This is a genomic window from Helicobacter muridarum, assembly GCF_000765805.2.
Classification (GTDB): domain Bacteria; phylum Campylobacterota; class Campylobacteria; order Campylobacterales; family Helicobacteraceae; genus Helicobacter_A; species Helicobacter_A muridarum.
The window spans coordinates 1-20,158 of record NZ_JRPD02000010.1 but is presented as its reverse complement, the minus strand read 5'-3'; the positions used below and the strand labels follow the sequence as shown (position 1 = coordinate 20,158).

Annotated in this window: 13 protein-coding genes and 3 tRNA genes; 4 read left to right on the top strand and 12 right to left on the bottom strand. The window is 32.1% G+C overall.

Translation table 11 applies throughout. The features are described from left to right. Positions 1-57: 57 nt before the first annotated feature. The 11 genes from LS73_RS05510 to dnaE all read right to left on the bottom strand — a co-directional run bounded on the left by LS73_RS05510 (position 58) and on the right by dnaE (position 12,406). Positions 58-753, bottom strand: coding sequence for an ABC transporter ATP-binding protein (locus LS73_RS05510; RefSeq protein ID WP_158654965.1), 696 nt, complete (start codon positions 751-753; stop codon positions 58-60). A 56-nt stretch (positions 754-809) separates the two neighbouring features. Continuing rightward, positions 810-1,541, bottom strand: a complete 732-nt coding sequence (locus tag LS73_RS05505) for an ATP-binding cassette domain-containing protein (RefSeq protein ID WP_034557011.1) — start codon at positions 1,539-1,541, stop codon at positions 810-812. Between the two features lie 330 nt (positions 1,542-1,871). After that, on the bottom strand, positions 1,872-2,750 hold the full coding sequence (gene nikC / locus LS73_RS05500; RefSeq protein WP_233708890.1) for a nickel ABC transporter permease subunit NikC: 879 nt from the start codon (positions 2,748-2,750) through the stop codon (positions 1,872-1,874). 8 nt (positions 2,751-2,758) lie between these two features. Continuing rightward, complete coding sequence (locus LS73_RS05495) at positions 2,759-3,718, bottom strand: ABC transporter permease subunit (RefSeq protein ID WP_034556705.1); 960 nt, start codon at positions 3,716-3,718, stop codon at positions 2,759-2,761. A gap of 86 nt (positions 3,719-3,804) precedes the next feature. Further along, positions 3,805-5,490, bottom strand: coding sequence for a nickel ABC transporter substrate-binding protein (gene nikA, locus LS73_RS05490; RefSeq protein ID WP_236097214.1), 1,686 nt, complete (start codon positions 5,488-5,490; stop codon positions 3,805-3,807). A gap of 504 nt (positions 5,491-5,994) precedes the next feature. Further along, positions 5,995-6,071 (bottom strand) — tRNA-Arg (locus tag LS73_RS05485). Between the two features lie 5 nt (positions 6,072-6,076). Beyond that, positions 6,077-6,163: transfer RNA gene (locus LS73_RS05480), tRNA-Leu, on the bottom strand. Between the two features lie 53 nt (positions 6,164-6,216). Then, positions 6,217-6,300: transfer RNA gene (locus tag LS73_RS05475), tRNA-Leu, on the bottom strand. Between the two features lie 84 nt (positions 6,301-6,384). After that, complete coding sequence (locus LS73_RS05470) at positions 6,385-6,720, bottom strand: F0F1 ATP synthase subunit C (RefSeq protein ID WP_034556704.1); 336 nt, start codon at positions 6,718-6,720, stop codon at positions 6,385-6,387. 503 nt (positions 6,721-7,223) lie between these two features. Then, complete coding sequence (locus tag LS73_RS05465) at positions 7,224-8,435, bottom strand: epoxyqueuosine reductase QueH (protein ID WP_081955475.1); 1,212 nt, start codon at positions 8,433-8,435, stop codon at positions 7,224-7,226. Between the two features lie 146 nt (positions 8,436-8,581). Next, the gene (dnaE, locus tag LS73_RS05460; protein ID WP_052089436.1) at positions 8,582-12,406 is read right to left on the bottom strand and encodes a DNA polymerase III subunit alpha; all 3,825 of its coding nucleotides are present in this window, start codon (positions 12,404-12,406) and stop codon (positions 8,582-8,584) included. Positions 12,407-12,663: 257 nt separating this feature from the next. On the opposite strand from dnaE, the gene murI reads away from it, so the two are divergent. Next, positions 12,664-13,455: a glutamate racemase gene (gene murI, locus LS73_RS05455; RefSeq protein ID WP_034556702.1), complete on the top strand. Its 792-nt coding sequence runs from the start codon at positions 12,664-12,666 to the stop codon at positions 13,453-13,455. An 86-nt stretch (positions 13,456-13,541) separates the two neighbouring features. Here murI and LS73_RS05450 read toward each other — a convergent pair whose 3' ends face one another. Continuing rightward, positions 13,542-14,615 (bottom strand): hypothetical protein, encoded by a 1,074-nt coding sequence (locus LS73_RS05450; RefSeq protein ID WP_034556700.1) that lies wholly within the window; start codon positions 14,613-14,615, stop codon positions 13,542-13,544. Between the two features lie 248 nt (positions 14,616-14,863). On the opposite strand from LS73_RS05450, the gene LS73_RS05445 reads away from it, so the two are divergent. The 3 genes from LS73_RS05445 to LS73_RS05435 all read left to right on the top strand — a co-directional run. Next, on the top strand, positions 14,864-15,271 hold the full coding sequence (locus LS73_RS05445; protein ID WP_233708891.1) for a hypothetical protein: 408 nt from the start codon (positions 14,864-14,866) through the stop codon (positions 15,269-15,271). A gap of 298 nt (positions 15,272-15,569) precedes the next feature. Next, entirely contained in the window at positions 15,570-18,938 is a 3,369-nt protein-coding gene (carB, locus tag LS73_RS05440) for a carbamoyl-phosphate synthase large subunit (RefSeq protein ID WP_034556697.1), read from the top strand. A 675-nt stretch (positions 18,939-19,613) separates the two neighbouring features. After that, a partial coding sequence (locus LS73_RS05435; RefSeq protein ID WP_201273578.1) for a restriction endonuclease subunit S occupies positions 19,614-20,158 on the top strand: 545 nt, incomplete at its 3' end.

Here is a 20,158-nt window from a genome sequence, read left to right as displayed (position 1 = left end):
TTATGGGCATTAAACCTTAAATATAAATATTTATTATTATCTTAAGTAACAAGAGAGCTATTTTTTACAAATTTCCTCGCTAATAATTCCATTTCCAACATTTGCAATCTCTCCTATGGTTATTAGTCTATTGCAAAAATCACTAGCAAACTCCTTATTGTGCGTGATATAAAGTAATGCACAAGAGTTATTTTGCTGCCATTGCTTTAAAAACTCCAGAATCCTTATAGCTAAAACATAGTCAAGATTAGATGTAGCCTCATCAAGAATAATTAGGCTAGGATTTACTAAAAGTGTACGCATAATGCAAATTCTTTGAGCTTGTCCACCTGAAACCATAGCAGGATAACTTTGCAAGATTCTAGAATCAAGATCTAAAATCTCCAAAAGAGGAATAATTCTTTGCAGTTGTGTCTTCTTATCATTAATATCTAAGAGATAACTTAAAGGCTCTTGTAGATTCTGCAATATAGTAAATCTAGGATTAAGTGAACTTATTGGGTCTTGAAATATAATTTGAACTTGCTTGTAAAATGCTCTTCGTTGAGTTTTAGATAATAAGCCATTAATGTTTCGCCTATTAACTAATACATCATTTAACAAAATGCTACCGCTTGTCTGCTCCTGCAATCCAGCAATAATTCTTGCCAAGGTGCTTTTGCCACAGCCATTCTTACCCATTATGCCTACGCGCTCACCAATGTCTATTTGAAAACTAATACTATGCAGAATCTGCCTATCTATCTTATTCATAAAAAGCCTAATATCTTTATAGCTATAACAAATATTTTGTAAATTAAGTAACATAATTATTCCCTTGACAATAGCTTATCAATTAGCAGTTTACGCAACTCTTTTGCATCAAAGTGAATTGGCTCTATACTATCTTGAATCTTGCCATTATGGATAATAAGGATTTTATGTGCCCTTTGTATAGCTATGCTTAAATCATGCGTAATAAGAAAAATACCTATATTTCTGCTAACCCTAACAGAATCTAAAATATCTAGGATTCTTTGTTGATTTAACTCATCTAAATCACTAGTTGGCTCATCAGCTAAAATAAACTTAGCCTCAGCTAGCAGGGCTATAACTATCATCACTCTTTGCAACATTCCTCCGCTTAACTCAAAAGAATATCGATTAAGGATAGTAGGATCTAGCCCTGCTTCATTAAGAGTTGATTCTACAACCTCTTTTCTATAAGGCTTTTTTACAGCATGTAAGGTTTCTTTAATATGAGATTTCATACTAAATAATGGATTAAAACAAGTGCGAGGATTTTGCATAATGCTAGCAAAGATTCTACCCCTAGCATTAATTGGATCAAGCAACTCACCATTAAGCAAAACCCTACCGCTTGTTAAATTTAGATTTGCTGGGATTATACCTTGCAATACAGATAAACTAAGTGTCTTTCCACTACCACTAGCACCAAGCAAAACAAGTGTTTTACCCTGTGCTATCTCTAGTGATATGCTATGTAATAGAGGATTAGAATCCTTAGTGCTAACGATTACATCTTGCATTGCTAGTGTCATATTTTTCTCCTTTTTATATGAACATTACTATCTTGCTAAATCATTAAAAATGCTTAAGAATCATTAAGATGCTGAAATTTTAAAAAGCTCAACATAACCTCGTATCATGTCAAACTTTCCATTTTTTGTTGTGTTAAAATTCTTAGTCATACTAGGCAAAGCAAAATATAAACTTCACTCTTGCAATATTTGGAGCAAATGATACAAAAATTTTATCTACGAGATTCCTAATAAATACACAAATATTCATATATAATAAAATATGACAAAAAATCTAAACTCCATATTTTGATATTATTAGCTTAATAATATAAATATAAAAACCAATGTCTAATGCAAAGATTCCAAATCAACATCAAAATAATCCCTTAAGCTATCGCCTAATAAATTAAATAACGCTATGGTAATAAACAGTGCTGCACCTGGATATATAACCAATGACGGATTGCTCCATATATAATCTTTACAATCACTTAACATAACACCCCATTCTGCTTCTGGCGGCTGCACACCTAGACCCAAGAAAGATAACCCAGCTATATGCAATATGATATGACCTATATCCATAGTAGCCAAGACTATACACTGTGAAAAAATAGGAATAAGTATATTACGTCTAAAATTTTGCCATTTATTTAGCCCAAATGTTTGCGACAAAAGCACAAACTCCTTATTCTTTAAATGCAAAACAATGCTTCTTACAATTCGAGCATACCAAGCCCAATGCGTAAGTGCTATAGCTATAATAATATTCCCTAGTCCACTTCCAAGCACTCCAATAAGAAAAAGAGAAAGTGCTATAGTAGGCATGCTTAGAAATATATCGCAAACTCTCATTATAACTCTATCTACTACACCTCCCATAAATCCACAAATACCACCAATACTAATACCTAAAAAAAGGATAATAGCAAGAGTAAAGAATGCTGAAAATAAAGAGATTCTAGCACCATATATCAACCTAGTAAAAATATCTCTACCCAAATAATCAGTTCCAAAGATATGGCTTGAGCTAGGAGGGGCAAATTTAGAATCTAAATCTTGGAAATCTGGCGTATAAGACAAAAAATATGGAGCAATAATAATCATAGCTAAAAAGGTAAATATACCAATCAAAGCAATTTTACCTAGCAATGGAAATCTTTTATAATTTAAATTATCCAATTCTAGCTGACCTTGCATTGTTTGGCTATTAGTGGCATTTTTCATATTGATCCTTAATTATCGCTGATTTGTTTTGACTTCATAACTTCGCTCCTTAATCTAGGATCTAGGATAATCAGAAGCATATCCACAAGTAAGTTGCAAACTACAAAAGCCAAACAAAGAACCACAACAAAGCATTGAATAATAGGATAATCATGGTTGGCAATACCCTGTAAGCTATACAAACCAATACCAGGTATTGCGAAAATATTTTCAATCAATAAAGCACCTCCAATAAGCTCTCCTATATGCATACCAAAGGCAGTTACAATTGGTAAAGATGCGTTATAAAAAATATGCTTTAATGTGATTTTTTTAGAATCTAGTGCTCTTAGTTTAGCATAGACAATATGTCTTTCTTTCCTGATTTCAAGCATATTTGTGCGAATTAGCCTTGTATTAATGCAGCTTGACATAAGTGATATGCTTAAACATGGAAGAATAAATGATTGTGGACTATCTAGCCCTAAGGCTGGTAACCAATCTAAATATATTGCAAAAATAATAATTAGCACAAAAGCTAGCCAAAAGTTGGGTATGCAAACTCCAATAAAACAAAAGAAACGAATTATCAAATCTGGTATTTTGTCCTTATACTTTGATGAAAGTATTCCTAGCGGAATAGAAACACAAAGAATAATCAAGAACGAAAGCCCAACTAATAGAAAAGTATTTGGCAAGAAATACATGAAGTCATTACTAACACTTCGCCCTGTTATAAAAGAAGTTCCAAAATCCAATCTTGAAGCCTGTTGTAGCCACATTAAATATTGCTGCAAAATGGGCTTATCTAAACCAAACTCATGTCTCAATGATTCTACAAGTTCTTGTGTTTGTGGGAGATTTGAATGAATTAGGTATTGAGTTATAGGATCTGTCCCGCTTAACCTTAATAATGCAAAAATGACAAACGAAGCGACCAATAATATTGGAATAATTGATAAGATTCTAAACAAAAAATATTGGAACATATATCAAGCCTTTCATTAGCCATTATGAATCAGGAATGCCTTAACTATAAAAACATAAGGATAAATAAAGTATAAAAACACAAATATCAAGGTTTCCTATAAAATTCCCGAAATGGAATTCCAATAGCACGCATATCCATATTTATACCTTGAATATCTTTTCTAGCTATTGATTTATTTGTCTGATATGTCAATGGTATATAGATTTGTGTTGAATAAATATCATATAATAAAGCATGTAATGGCTTTGTTATAGAATCATTTGGAAGCATGATTACAGATTCTATTTCCTTATCTATTTTTGCTTTTTCTTTAAGTGGCTTTTGCGCTATATAATCAACATGACCAACATATCTCATAGAATTTAACATAATGAGCGGCTCATACGGAATGCCCCAAGTCTGGTGAAAACATATATCAAAATCCCCAGTCCTTAGCTTATTATGATATATAGTCTGCTCTGTGGGTATCAATTTAAGGAAAATTCCTACATTTTTAAGCTGATATTGTAATATCTCTGCTATTGACCTTTGTGAAGGATTATTGCCTATATATAGTAAACTCAATGATAACTGCTTATTATCTTTATAATAGAATCCGTTTTTATTTAGTGTATAACCTAATGATTCTATAATAGCTTTTGCTTCATCTTTATCAAAGGATAAAATTGCGTCTGGATAGTCCTTACTTATGTCAGCATTTGGCATATTTGGCGAAAAAAGAAAGTCAGCCTTTGGCTGAAAATTTTCATACACCGCCTTTACAATAGAATCTTTATTAATACTTAATGCAATAGCTCTTCTCATTAATACATTTTCTAGATATTTATTAGCTGGATTTAACACGAGAGATGAAGTAAAAACTGGTGGACTTTGATAAATGCTAAACTCCTTAGTTTTGTCCATTTGCTTGAATATTTCAATAGGAACTTCATCATATCCATAAATCATATCTACTTCACCAGTTTTTAGTGCTACAATCTTAGAATTAGGTTCTACAATAATTTTTGTTTGTATAACATCAAAATAGATTCCATTATTTGCATTTAAATCCCAATAATCTTGATTTTTGATAAATGTATCACCCTTTCCTAAATCTGTTTTAGAAAATACATATGGACCTGTACCAATTGGTTCTAATGGTTCATTTTTAACCAAATCTAAGCTATCTGGAATCATGCTAGGAGCCACAAACCTATATGGACGAATAAGGCTTAGCTCTGATAATGTTGGCGTATAAGGCTTATCTAGTATAATTTGAACTTGATGGCTATCAATGATTTTTACTTCCTTAATAATCATAGCAAGGTTACTCCAAGAATGCCTAGCCCTATTCTTTAATAGAGAATCAAAATTCTTTTTCACAGCATTAGCGTCAAATAACTCTTTATTGGAAAACCTAACATTCTTACGCAATATAAAAGTATATATCTTACCTGTTTTATCTATGCTCCAAGAAGTGGCCAGAGACGGGACAATCTGACCTTTTGAATCAATTTTAACTAATCCCTCATATATCATATTCTGTGCATACATTTGAGCAGCATAACCTTGTGGATTAAGCTTACCGACATTGCTAGAAACAGCAATCTTTAGCATATTACTTTGTAAATCTTTAGCAAAACTAGGCACAAATACTAGAATGAATAAATAAACTAGCATAAATAACAATCGACTAAAGCATGATAAACATAACATAAAGCGGATTATGAAGAATGAACTTATACTAGTATTATTAACAAATATGGCTTTAAATGTAGGACTTAAATCCATAGCATCTCACTTTATCAAAATTACTATTTGTAATTATACCTAAATATTACTAATGATATATATAGTAATATTATCTTAAAACAAAGGTTAAACAATACAATAGAGCTAAAGATTCAAAAATAAGCACTCTAAATATACCAAAACAATTGAGTTATTCTAGATTATGGCTTTTTCTTAAATTAAAATATTCTACTTTAAAGATAAATTATTTAGCTTTCAAAAAGACTTTTTAAGGATAAATATTTTAGAATCTAATAATTTTATATAATAAGCTTGGTGCGATTGAGCTATATTTTGCAGAATTTTAAGCAAATCTAAATAAAAACTTGGTTGTAAGTCAATTATGGCATTAAGCTTGGCTTTGATAGTAATACTATATGGTTGCTTCATAAATATTCAATATTAATTAACAAATAACACAAATTTAAAAGTCGAAATTTAGTATGATAAATATTTTTATGATTTTATCATAATCTAAATTAAGTAAGGCAAATGAAAACAAATTGGTGTCCTGAAAGGGATTTGAACCCATGACCTTAAGATTAGGAATCTTACGCTCTATCCAACTGAGCTATCAGGACTTGAATGGTGCCGAAGGTCGGATTCGAACCGACACAAGGTCGCCCTTACTAGATTTTGAGTCTAGCGCGTCTACCAGTTTCACCACTCCGGCATATATCTTAATAATAAGATAAAAAAGAAACAACAAACAAATTAAAAATAAAGTGGTGCGCTGAGTGAGACTTGAACTCACACGGATCGCTCCGCCACCCCCTCAAGATGGTGTGTCTACCATTCCACCACCAGCGCAAATAAAGGATAAACCATAAATGAATTTATCCTAAATATAAGTCATCTAATAATAAATAAGGTAAACAACTTAAAGACAAAATACTAACTAAATTGGAACAAACCGTAATTAACGAATGGGTTTACAAATATAGCAATAATAGCAAATACTAAAGTATAAATAACCTGTGCTTCAATCAAAGCAATAGCAATAAACATAGTAGCTTGAAGCTTGGATCCTAAGGCCGGATTCCTAGCTGTGCCTGAAATAGCTGCTGCTGCGGTATGTCCCATACCTATACCACCACCCAAAGCAGCGATACCAAGTCCAATCACTGCTCCAACAATCGATAATGCCGCAATAAACTCCTGCCCTGCAATACCATCATCTGCCAAGGCAAATGCTAAACACGCAAAAAACATTAATGAAATTTTCTTCATAGCTACTCCATACATATAAAATTTATCTGCTTTCGGATATATCCCCCTACTTGCTAAAGCGAAAATTCTACACTAAAAAACCATAAAAATAACTTAAAGTTTATAATTTACATAACTTAATCATAAATTAGCGAATACTATATTTTAGTGTATTAATTTGGAGTTTAGTGCAAAATATCGCTTAATAATTCTAAGGCTATTTTATCTATTGCAAAATTAATAACGCAAAGTTTGATTAATAATTCAGTTATATTAAAAAAAATAAAATACCAAAGCAATATAATTAAGGAATTGTTTTATAAATAAATCTTATTTTAAGATTCTTCAATTCATCAAAGCTACAAAAAGCTTTTTAGTAAATCCTAGATTATTTTATTAGCATAGATTATTTGGTTAATATTGCATTAAGATTTGGTTATCTCACAAACAACTTATACTATATTATAAGAACGACAAAGCCCAACAAAATAAAATGATATATAAAAAATTTGGAAGCGTAATAATCATAGCTTACAATATTTGTATTCTTCTATAACATCATAGATATTTTCCTCTTGAAATGTGCTAATAATGCTAACTATAATATCATGAGGTATCTTAGAATCTAAAACAATAATAGGATTCATGCTTTCTATGCCACAAAGATAATGTCTTAATTTTAGCTCTTCTTGATAGCTCGGCGGATTATTAGATAATGACTTAACATCAATATAATTTTTATTTAATAAAAAATTAAACATGTCTATATCAATAAAAACACTATCATCTCTTTTTGAATATCCAACAAGTAAATTAAAATTCTGATTATACTCTTGTTGTTTTGCTGCAATCATATCAATAAAACGCTGCATATTATCAATATCAAAGTCATCTAAATTATAAAGTACATGTAAATCACCAAGTTTTTGCTTTATCCACACTATATTTCCACTTTTTGCAAGATTTTTATCACCGGATCTAGCAATGATATATGAAGGGATAACTTCTTTTTTGTGCATGACTTGCGCATGCAATAATCTCCAAACAAGATGTTTTTTTTGCGTTAAAATATAGCCTATATCAGACTTTTCTAACGCATCTCTACGACTAAATACATGATGTCTAGCCTCTATGCTACCTGGCATAACTTGCTTAGTAATGTTGCTCATCATCTCAAGCGATATTTTTTTTTGTTTGTTACGTTGAGCTTTGAGAGCAAACTGACAACCACAATAATTCTGCCTATACAAATTATCATTTTTTGCAAGCTCATTTTGCTTATTAACACCACCATTTGCACGAACATTAATCTTAACAAATTCAAGATTATTCTCTTTAGCAATAACATCTCCTTGATGATATAACACCTGTTGCTCTTTCATAGGACTACTAAGCAATGTAGTAGTAAACTTTGATATATTAAGCTCTTTAGCAATGCTTGCAGTTTTTAATAAGCGATTATCAAAACATTTGTTACATCTACAGCCCTTTTCTGGCTCATTCTCTAAACCTTTCACATCTTGTAACCATGAATTAACATCATACTCCCCCTCAATTAAGCAAATATTTAACATATTACAACTTCTCCTAACATCTTGCAATCTTAAATCATGCTCTTCTTTGGGATGAATATTAGGATTATAAAAAAATCCTACAAGATTCTCATCTGGATAAGCTTTATGTAATTCTTTTAAAAAATAATGACTATCCACGCTACAACATATATGAACCAACATTAGCATTCCTTATTTATTTTTATATGCAAAGACAATATAACTAGCTATACCCACTACCACAACAAAAACCAAAAAAATCAACAAAGCTAGATCCAAACCCTGCATTACTTCCCCTTTAAGTTAAAGAATATATTTATAAATATAAATCACTCTTGAATATATTGCCAATTTACTTGGGGCATAATTTCTTCTATTTTTGCCTTAATGCTGGCACTTACATAGAAATTGCTCTCTAGGATAATAGCCTTTTTATTGATCTTGTCTCTAAGCCCTATTGCTAATTTTGAATTGCCGCTATACTCCTTAGCAACCTTTGCTATATAAGCTATCTCATCTTCATTTGGCAGGCTATCTAACAATGCACATAGACAAGAATCTTTAGCATCCATGTCTGCTTTTATATCAAGCGGCTCTATGTCATCTACATAGCTTGAATCAGGCTGTTTATCTTGTATCTTATATTTTTTATGAGATATAGAATCATTTGGTAATGATTTAAGCAAAGCTTCCTTCTTTGTCTTTTTGTCTTTTTGCAAAGAAATCTTTGCTTCTTTGCACTCCTCAAGACTCAAAATCTCAAATACTCTTATACCAATTTTATACTCAACATTAACACTACCATCTTCATCTTGAGTAATATCTTCCATCTTATCTAGTTTGCCTAGTATTCCTATTGGATTTTGCAAGTCCATATTGTCTAATATCTTTAGTTGATCTTCAAAGAAAGTTAGTGGCTGCTTACCTGTAAAGTCCATAATTTTACTAGTGCCATAAGCTCTATTATTTTTGCTCATCTTCCTTTGTATTTCTTCTAATTTGCCTAGTATTAATACGTTAGATCCATCTTTTAATCCTTCTAAATTCGCAATCTTTGCCACATTAGAAATTGCATTTATTTCATCCTTAAAATGATCAAGAGGATGCCCGCTAAGATAGATTCCTAAACTTTCATATTCATATTCTAAAAGCAATTTAGAATCTAGCTCAGGCATAATTTCAAAACTTAATGCAGGACGAAAGGAATCTACACCAAATAAACCAGATTTCATATCAGCCTTTTGTTTCAAAATACCTCTACCTATATCACATATATAATCAAGATTTTGCAATAGGCTAGCACGAGTATAGCCAAAGCCATCTAAGCTACCGCTCTTAACTAAGGGCTCTAATATTCTCTTTGTTAATCGACTAAAATCAATCCTAGCAATAAAATCTTCCATATCTTTATAAGTCCCATTGCTAAAGCGTTCATCGATTATATTTTGTAAAGGACCTCCGCCAGCACCCCTAATAGCTCCCAAACCAAAAACAATTTTTTTTACGCCATTATCAAATATCACAGAGAAATCTATTTTAGAAGTATTAATATGAGGAGGAAGCACCTCTAATCCCATACTCTTAACCTCATCAAGATATTTTGCTACTGCCTCTACCTTATGACTTTCACTTGTTAGCATTGCTGCCATAAACTCATGTTCAAAGTAGGTTTTTAGATATGCTGTTTGAAAAGTTAAAACTCCATATGCAGCTGAATGGGACTTATTGAATCCATACTCGGCAAACTTTGCTATTTGATCAAACAATTCTTCTGCTTTCTTCCTATCAAAGCCATTCTTTTCTGCTCCATCGGCAAATTTCATACGATTTTGTAGCATAATATTTGCATCTTTCTTGCCCATAGCCCTACGTATAATGTCTGCTTCTCCAAGTGAGAATCCACCAATGACTTGCACGATTTGCATTACCTGCTCTTGATAAACAATAACACCAAAAGTAGATTCTAGTATTGGCTCCAACTCCTTAAAAACATAAGTAACATTAGCCCTACCATGTTTCCTCTCGATATAATCATCTGTCATACCACTATCCATTGGACCAGGACGAAATAAGGCTAGCAGAGCAATAGTATCATTTATACCGCTTGGTCGCAATCTACGATTTATCTCTTGCATGCCTGTGGATTCTAGCTGGAATATCCCAAGGGTATTTCCGCTGCACAAAGTTTTATACACCTTAGGATCATCAACATCAAGCGTAGATAAATTAACATCTATGCCATTGGTATCTTTAATAATATCAAGCGTATCTTGAACTACAGTAAGAGTCTTTAATCCCAAGAAATCAAACTTTATTAAATCTACCTGCTCTAAATATTTCATAGAATATTGAGTAACAACAACGCCTTTTGTGCGCTCGCTCACATATAGAGGAACTTTATGCCATAACTCTTGATTGGAATCAACAACCAAAGCAGCAGCATGCTTACCTGCATTGCGATTTAGTTTTTCTAATCGCAATGCCATATCCCACACTTTTTTAGCAAGAGCATTTCTTTGTATCAATTCTTGAATCTTTGGTTCTAATTCATAAGCACCCTCTATAAATTTACCATTTTTATCGGTATAACCCTGCAGTGTAATTCCTAGCTTAGATGGAATAAGCTTAGCAAATCTATCTGCATCTTGAATTGGCATACAATAAATTCTAGCTACATCTCTAATAACACCCCTTGCTAGCATTTTGCCAAATGTAATAACTTGCGCTACATTATATAATCCATACTTTTCACGCATATATGTAAACATCTCAGATCGCCTTCTTTGGCAAAAATCTGTATCTATATCTGGCATAGAAATACGTTCAGGATTAAGGAATCTCTCAAAAATCAAATCATATTTAATTGGATCCAAATCTGTAATTTCCAAACAATAAGATACCAAACTACCAGCAGCACTACCACGTCCAGGTCCTACGGGAATCCTATTTAGCTTGGCATAACGTATAAAGTCCCAAACAATTAGCATATATCCAGAAAACTTCATACTAGTGATAATATCAATCTCTTTTTGAAGTCTGTCATAATACAAACCATGCTTAGATTCTGGAACATGCTTTAATCTTTTTTGCAAACCTTCCTTGCATTTATATATGAAGTATTCACTTTCATCTTCTATATCCAAATCTTCTTGATTAGCATATTCTTTAGCAAATATAAAGGTTGGAGGGGTTGGAGGATTCTTATCATCTTTTAAATCTATGATGAGATTACATTTGCTTGCTACCTCTTGAGTATTGTTAAGTGCCTCTGGAATGTCTGCAAAAAGATCTGCCATTTCTTGCGGACTCTTAATATAGAACTCTGATACAGTATGCTTCAATCTTGAGGAATCATTTATATTTTTACCTGTAGCTATCATCATGGCTGCTTCCTGCATATCTGCGTCTTCTTTTGTGCCATAATGAGTATCATTTGTAGCGATCATCTTGATGCCTGTATCAAGGCTTAGTTGTATTAGATAATTATCAATATAGAGTTGGTCAGCTACACCATGTCTCATAATCTCAATATAAAAATCTTCACCAAAAATATCTTGGTATTCTAAAGCTGCTTCTTTTGCTCCTTCGTAACCGCCCGCACCCTGAATAAGTCGTTTTTGCATACGATCGTGCCTCATACTTGGATTTAGATTCAAATTCCATGCAATCTCACCACTTAAACAAGCCGAAGAACAAACAATTCCTTTTGAGTATCGTCTTAGAAGATTCTTATTGATCCTTGAAGTGCGATAAAACCCTTGTATAAAGCTTTGTGAAGAAAGATACATAAGATTCTTATATCCTTCTTCATTTTTAGCATAAAGACAAACATGAAACTTTGGAGAATTAGCTTCTCTATTATCAATTTGGTCTTTATTATGAATATATGCCTCTATACCTATGATTGGCTTTATGCCGTTTTTTTTCATAATCTTATAGAATTCAATAACACCAAACATATTGCCATGATCTGTTATAGCAACACTATTCATACCCAATTCCTTAATCCTTTTGGCAAGCAAGTCTAATTTATTTACGCCATCGAGTAAAGAATATTCTGTATGAAGGTGCAAATGAGTAAAGGAAACATTACTAAAATCACTGCTATCATTTAAGTTACTTTGTGTAGCATGGTCTAAGGGCAGTCTACTCATTGCTTTTCCTCATTACTTTTATTAAAAAATACAACTTTATAATAAATAATTTTAGTGTGCGATCTTACTAAAGAAAAAGTAAAATAAATTTGAATCTAAACTAAAATTTCAATAAATATTTGATTGATATTTTAATTCACAACCTAGTCTAACATTGCATTGATTTATAACCATACAAGCAGCATTCAATCAATAAGAAACAAATAAATAACATATATCAAGACAATATTATAAAGGAACAAAATTAAGGATATTTTATGCAAATAATTAAAAAAATTGGAGTTTTTGATAGTGGTGTAGGTGGCTTAACTGTATTAAAGAGCCTTATTGAGGAAATAGGATTTGAGCATATTGTTTACTATGGCGATACAGCTCGTGTTCCATATGGAAATAAGGACACGCAAACAATAATTAAGTTCTCATTAGAAGCTTTAGAATTCTTTGAGAAATGTGATATTGATTTACTTGTTGTAGCATGCAATACAGCTTCAGCTCATGCCCTAAAAGCTATGCAAGCCCAAAGTAAAATCCCAGTTATTGGCGTTATAGAATCTGGAATCAATGCCTTGGTGCAAAAAAAAATCCCAAAAGACTCCAATATTCTTGTTATAGCCACTCAAGCAACTGTAACTTCTGGTAACTATGAAAGATGTTTAATAGATATGGGATATAACAATATTACAAGTATTGCTACTAATTTATTCGTAAGCTTGGTAGAGGAAAGAATCTTTAATGGAAATGTCGTCAATACCGTATTTAAATATTATTTTCCTGCAGAGTTAAAGCCACAAGTTATTATACTTGGTTGCACTCATTTCCCATTGCTAATAGATGCTCTAAGGAATCACTTTGGCAAAGAAACAATATTTGTTCATTCAGGAGAAGCCATTGCTACATTTTTACAACAGAAATTCAATATAAAACCAAATAATGCTAATCTTGTAGAATTCTTTGCAAGCGACAATACCAAAAAGCTAAAAGCAACAGCTAAAGAATGGCTACAAGAAGGAAGCTATAAAATATTTAATATAAATCAAACATTTTTATAAACACAAATAAAAAATATAAGCTTATCTCATTAAAAAATATTAAATATTAACATTCCAAATATTCTCATAATAACAATAATAAAAATTTAGTCATTGGTTTCAACCACTAAGTTATAATTTTCGCCTAGATATTTAAGCCATTCATAAATATTCATATCACGAAAGAATTTCAGAGGCTTAAAGCTCGAAGAATCGTTATTCTTAGAAGCAAAACTAATTAGTAATTGCTTCTTTTTACCTTTGGCTACATCTCCAATTGCCCTAACAATATCTCTACTTTGATTTCCAAAATATGATGATAATAACATAGGTGCGCTAAGATATATAAGGTTTATATTGCTATCAAAATTGCGTTGCAAGTTTTGCTTCTGTTCGCTTGTAAGACTCTCATCAGAATTTATATATTCAGCAAATGTTTTTTTTGATTCTAATGTAATAGATATTGAATCTATTACATGAGGAATATTATAATGTTGTAGTTTTGGATTATTCACATCTCCATTAATAGCCATAAATATCTCATATAAAACGCCTAATATATGCGATTTTTCGACATCAGGGTAAAATAGGCTATTAATATGTATTTTAGAATTGAAGAGAGATGATTCTAAAAAACAGATATTGTTAGCTGTAATAATTTTGGAATCTTGAGTGGAGATATTATGATGTAAATAATTTTGCTCACATGTCAATTTATTTGGCAGTAACACATTTGCATTGTGAATAAAAAAATTAAGGATAGAATTATTTTCCGAATCTTTAAGTAGCCTATCTATTGATAAATACTCAATCGAAGTTGAAACATTTAAAGAAAATCTATTTTTATCGCTAACATCTTTACTTCTTAAAGAAATATTTGAGAATCTAACATATTCAATATCTTTGCCTTTTTCCAGAGCATCATCTCCATACAAAGCAATGGATTTGCTATTGCATTCATAATCGCTAATTCCACTACATTCAAAAGGAGAATATTCGATTTTTTTGATTCCAAAATCATTATGTGAATTGGAAATATGGGTTTGTATATATTCCATACCATTGTTTAGGTGTTCTTGTATAGACTTTACAACTTTTTGTGACAGGAAGGGTATGATAATCAATAGCAATAAAATTATGACTGCACCTACAATTAGTATGATGCGTGCAAGCCTATTCATCTAATAGCTCCTTACAAAATAAATGGGTAATTTGTCATTCTATCACAATTTTTGCATATTTACCTCATAGCCTATAGATTATAAATTGTAATACACGTTAAGCAAAAAGAACATAACCAAAAATTAGCTGTCTATTTAAGTAAGCTTAAGTTATAAAAAACTCTAGGTTTTTGTTATAATGTATCAGAAAGCAGATTACATCTTTTTTGTAACTCAACATTTATTTGGCTATAGATTAAGGATTTATGATGTCAAGAATCTTATTACTTTTCGCATTTCCTCTTGCATTTGCATTTGCTGGAGCTGCATTTGAGAGTGAAAGCTATCTTATATGGATTGGCTCCAAATGCCCAGCAGGTAGCACTACTTGCACTAACGTAACATACAATCAAACAAGCAAAAATAACGGTAAGACCATTATTATACAAAGAGGAGAGCCAATAGTTGGAAATCTATCAGGCAATTTAATAGGATATAAGTTCATAGACTCAAAGAATAATCAAGTATTTGAATTGTCTATGGATTTAGAAAAAAAATATATGTTATACATAAGAAATCTAAGTGAAAAATCTGTAGGTAAGGCATTCAGACAAGAGAACATAACTCCAATAAATGAAGCAACCTATCAACAAAAGCTCAAAAAGATTAAAAAATAAAATATAATCTCATAAATGCATTTAATATTATTAAATAAAGCTGCACAATATAATACATAATTTAAAATATATTGTATTGACAATTAACAAACATAGATATTAAATCTAATTTGATTTCTTAATATTAATTTACTAGTAAAATATCCAAGATTGAAATATAAAAAATAACTATTTAGCTTATAAAATACATAAACTTATATCATTAGTCCATATGAATAAAACATCTAAAAATAAAATTACATTGCTATATATGGATTAAATATTAGATAAAATCACACAATCTTGAAAAAGGATTTCTATGCCTAAACGCACCGATATTCATACGATTTTACTCATTGGTTCAGGACCTATTGTTATAGGGCAGGCTTGTGAGTTTGACTATTCAGGCACGCAAGCAGTCAAAACGCTTAAATCTCTAGGTTATCGCGTTGTGCTTATCAATTCTAATCCAGCTACTATTATGACTGACCCAGATTTTGCAGACCGCACCTATATAGAGCCTATTACAGAAGAAATTATAGCAAACATCATTGCTAAAGAAAAAGTCGATGCGATTTTGCCCACAATGGGCGGACAAACTGCGCTTAATGTCGCTATGAGTATGTATGAAAAAGGAATGCTAAAGGGAATTACATTTTTAGGAGCAAAGCCAGAGGCAATTAAAAAAGGTGAGGATAGACAGGCATTCAAAGAAGCAATGCTAAAAATAGGCATGGATTTACCAAAATCACGATATGCCTACACAGAGGAAGAAGCATTACTTGCAGCAAAAGAAATTGGCTTTCCGCTTATTATCCGTGCGAGTTATACTCTAGCAGGAGGTGGTAGCGGCGTAGCATATAACATTGATGAGTTTAAAGCAGTGGCAAAAAATGGCTTAGATGTAAGCCCTATTAATGAAATTCTTATTGAAGAGTCGCTTTTAGGGTGGAAAGAATATGAAATGGAAGTCATACGCGATAAATTTGATAATTGTATCATTGTGTGTAGCATTGAGAATCTCGACCCTATGGGTGTTCATACAGGAGATTCTATTACGATTGCTCCAGCTCTCACGCTAACAGATAAAGAATATCAGCGAATGCGCGATGCAAGCTTTAAAATATTGCGAGAGATTGACGTGGATACAGGCGGGAGTAATGTGCAGTTTGCAATAAATCCCCAAAATGGCAGAATGACTGTTATTGAGATGAATCCGCGTGTATCGCGCTCCTCTGCCCTAGCTTCTAAAGCTACAGGCTATCCTATCGCAAAAGTTGCTACAATGCTATCAGTTGGATTCTCTCTTGATGAGATTAAAAACGACATCACAGGCACACCGGCTAGTTTTGAGCCAAGCATTGATTATATAGTTACTAAAATCCCGCGCTTCACTTTTGAGAAATTCCCTAAAGCAGATTCTACTCTTACTACAAGTATGAAATCCATAGGTGAAGTTATGGCGATAGGTGGCACTTTTAAGGAATCTTTACAAAAAGCATTATGTAGCCTTGAGACTGGACTCTTTGGCTTTAATCAAATTTGTAATGATTTAGAGATTATCAAAAAAGAAATTCGCCGTCCTAATGCCAATCGCTTGCTTTACATAGCAGAGGGCTTTGGACTTGGCATAAGTGTTGATGAAATACATGAGCTATGCAAAATTGATAAATGGTTCTTACATGAAATAAAAGAGATTGTAGAATCCGAAAATATGATTACATCACAAATTTTAAGTGATATAGAACTTATGAGACGTATAAAAAGCTATGGCTTTAGCGATAAAATGATAGCACATTGGCTTAAAATGAACGAGGGTATAGAAATAAGTGAAGGCGAAGTATATCAGGCTCGTCTATTACTTGGTGTAACGCATAACTACCATGAGGTGGATACTTGCGCTGGAGAGTTTCCAAGTCTTACGCCTTATCTTTATTCAAGTATTGGAAATTTTGAGCTTATAGAGCATTCAGTATTGAGTAAGCAATCCGCCAAAAGCACTAAAGAGGCAACGCACAAAGTAATAATTATTGGTGGAGGACCAAATCGCATTGGACAAGGCATTGAATTTGATTATTGTTGTGTGCACGCAAGTTTTGCGTTAGCAGATTTAGGAGTGCAAAGCATTATGTATAACTGCAATCCAGAAACAGTTAGCACAGACTATGATACAAGTAGCATTCTTTACTTTGAGCCAATTGATTTTGAGCATGTAAGGGCTGTAATTGAACGTGAAAAGCCAGATGGCATTATCGTGCATTTTGGTGGACAAACACCGCTTAAGCTCGCCCATTCTCTGCAAAAAATCAATGCCAAAATAATAGGCACTTCAGTAAAGGCTATTGATATAGCTGAAGATAGAGAGAAGTTTGCTGCATTTGTAAATGAGCTAGGCTTAAAACAACCTCAAAATGGCATTGCCTATGAGAAAGAGCAAGCTTTTGCTATTGCAAATCGTATTGGATTTCCAACCCTTGTGCGTCCTAGCTATGTGCTTGGAGGAAGGGCGATGAGAATCGTATATGATGATGAAGAGCTAAAAAGCTATATGGACGAAGTAATTGCTGTAAGTGACAGCGCGCCTGTGTTAATTGATAAATTTCTAGAATCTGCAATTGAGCTTGATGTAGATTGTATTAGTGATGGAGAGAGCGTATATATAGGCGGCATTATGGAGCATATAGAAGAGGCAGGAATTCATAGTGGCGATAGTGCTAGCTCACTTCCAACAATCAATATCAACAAAACAATGCTTAAAGAAATCGAATATACAAGCGCGAAAATAGCATTGAAATTAGGAGTAATAGGACTTATGAATGTGCAATATGCAATTTACAATGATGAGCTTTATCTAATTGAGGTAAATCCTAGAGCTAGCCGCACTATACCATTTGTTAGCAAGGCAACAGGAATCCCTCTAGCAAAGGTAGCAACTCGCGTGATGTGGCATTGTGCATTGCGTAATAATTCTGCAATAAACAAAAATTTAACAGATGGTATTTTACAAGAATCATTGCGATTCTATGATAAATATCAAGGGGTTGACTTTAGCAAATCAATTATACAACCTAAAGCTTTAGACTATGTAAGCATTAAAGAATCTGTTTTTCCATTTAATAAATTACCTGGTGCAGATTTGCTACTTGGACCAGAAATGAAAAGCACAGGTGAAGTAATGGGCATTGCAGCTAGCTATGGTATTGCTTTTGCCAAAAGCCAACTAGCATGTAAGAATCCTCTTCCACTAAATGGAAAAATATTTATTTCCTTACGCAATAGTGATAAGAAATATGCAAGTGAACTTGCTAACATTTTTCATAACATGGGCTTTGAGATAGTTGCCACACTTGGGACACATAAGATTATAGTGGAAGCAGGCATACCCGCTACTTCTGTGCTAAAGGTTAGCGAAGGGCGTCCTCACATTAATGATATGATTGCAAACCATGAGATAGCAATGATTATTAACACAAGCAACCATAAAGACAAGCCAGATGCAAGACTTATAAGGCAATCTGTATTAAAAGAAAACATTTCATATTTCACAACAATTTCCGAAGCCAAGAGTGCTGCTATGGCTCTGCAAGAAATGTATGAAACTATGGACTATAAGAGTATGTCTAATAATAAAGTGCAAGAAGCAAAGGCATTACAAGAATATTTATATAATAAATCAAGTTTCAAATAAACAAATCTCAAATAAATATAATTATTGCTTTATCACTTAAGTCTAAATAAAGTAAGATAAGCACGATTAAGGAGCATTAAAAACTTTAACATAAGAGTTAAATATTTAAATAGTAGAAATTAAGAGTTATATTTTATCCAATTAATGGACACTCTACTTATAGATATTATTAGGTTACTTGAGAATTTAAGAGATATTTTCAGGTATTCACCCTCAACATGACAATTCTAAACAAAAGATTCTATGATAAATAGAATCTAAAATCATCTTGTCATTTTATAAAAGGTTAATTAAAACTCATAACACAAAAGGAATACTATGTAAAACAAGCATAAAGCAATCCACAATCAGATAATTAAGGATTCTGTAATGAAATCTTGAAGTATATAAAACTATAGATTGCTATACTATTAAAGTCTCTAGCAATGATGATTTAATTCACTTAGTCATTGCAAGGAGAGGAGCAAATGAATCAATCTATAATATTATTAACCAAACAATATTTAATTGCAAGATTTTAGATTCTAGATTGCTATGAATCTGCTATAAAGATTCTTAAAATAACTAGTCAAATATATGCTACGACTTCGGACAAAGTCTAGCAATGACAAAAGGAATATCATGCAAATACTTAAGTAAATACCTAAATTACTACAATTCCTTAAAAATGAAAAAGTGGAGTTTAAATCTTTAGGGGAGATTGGCACATTTTACAATGGGCTTAATGGAAAGAAAAAAGAGGATTTTAACAGTGGAAATGCAAGATTTATTTCTTATATGAATGTTTTTAATAATCTTAAAGCGAATTTAAATGCAAATGACTTTGTAAAAGTTTTACCAAACGAAAAACAAAATATTATATATCTAGGTGATATTTTATTTACAAATTCTAGCGAAACACACAACGAAGTAGGAATGTCGTGTGTTATTACACAAGAGCCTTTAGAAAATATTTATTTAAATAGCTTTTGTTTTGGTTTTAGATTCAACGATAAAGGTTTATTTCTACCTGATTTTACAAAATATCTTTTTAGAGATGAAGCGGTGAGAAAGCAAATAATAAAAACCGCAAATGGTGTTACTCGCTTTAATATCTCAAAGAAAAAATTTCAAAACCTCCCAATCCCCCTACCTCCCCTAGAAATTCAAAATACAATAGTAGAGATTTTAGATAAGCTTGATTCACTTATTAATGACTTAAATCAAGGAATACCAGCAGA

Bases quoted from the DNA above. Each gene is read 5' to 3' on its own strand.
- LS73_RS05510 (WP_158654965.1), bottom strand. From the start codon at position 753: ATGAATAAGATAGATAGGCAGATTCTGCATAGTATTAGTTTTCAAATA.
- LS73_RS05505 (WP_034557011.1), bottom strand. From the start codon at position 1,541: ATGACACTAGCAATGCAAGATGTAATCGTTAGCACTAAGGATTCTAAT.
- nikC (WP_233708890.1), bottom strand. From the start codon at position 2,750: ATGAAAAATGCCACTAATAGCCAAACAATGCAAGGTCAGCTAGAATTG.
- LS73_RS05495 (WP_034556705.1), bottom strand. From the start codon at position 3,718: ATGTTCCAATATTTTTTGTTTAGAATCTTATCAATTATTCCAATATTA.
- nikA (WP_236097214.1), bottom strand. From the start codon at position 5,490: ATGGATTTAAGTCCTACATTTAAAGCCATATTTGTTAATAATACTAGT.
- LS73_RS05470 (WP_034556704.1), bottom strand. From the start codon at position 6,720: ATGAAGAAAATTTCATTAATGTTTTTTGCGTGTTTAGCATTTGCCTTG.
- LS73_RS05465 (WP_081955475.1), bottom strand. From the start codon at position 8,435: ATGTTGGTTCATATATGTTGTAGCGTGGATAGTCATTATTTTTTAAAA.
- dnaE (WP_052089436.1), bottom strand. From the start codon at position 12,406: ATGAGTAGACTGCCCTTAGACCATGCTACACAAAGTAACTTAAATGAT.
- murI (WP_034556702.1), top strand. From the start codon at position 12,664: ATGCAAATAATTAAAAAAATTGGAGTTTTTGATAGTGGTGTAGGTGGC.
- LS73_RS05450 (WP_034556700.1), bottom strand. From the start codon at position 14,615: ATGAATAGGCTTGCACGCATCATACTAATTGTAGGTGCAGTCATAATT.
- LS73_RS05445 (WP_233708891.1), top strand. From the start codon at position 14,864: ATGTCAAGAATCTTATTACTTTTCGCATTTCCTCTTGCATTTGCATTT.
- carB (WP_034556697.1), top strand. From the start codon at position 15,570: ATGCCTAAACGCACCGATATTCATACGATTTTACTCATTGGTTCAGGA.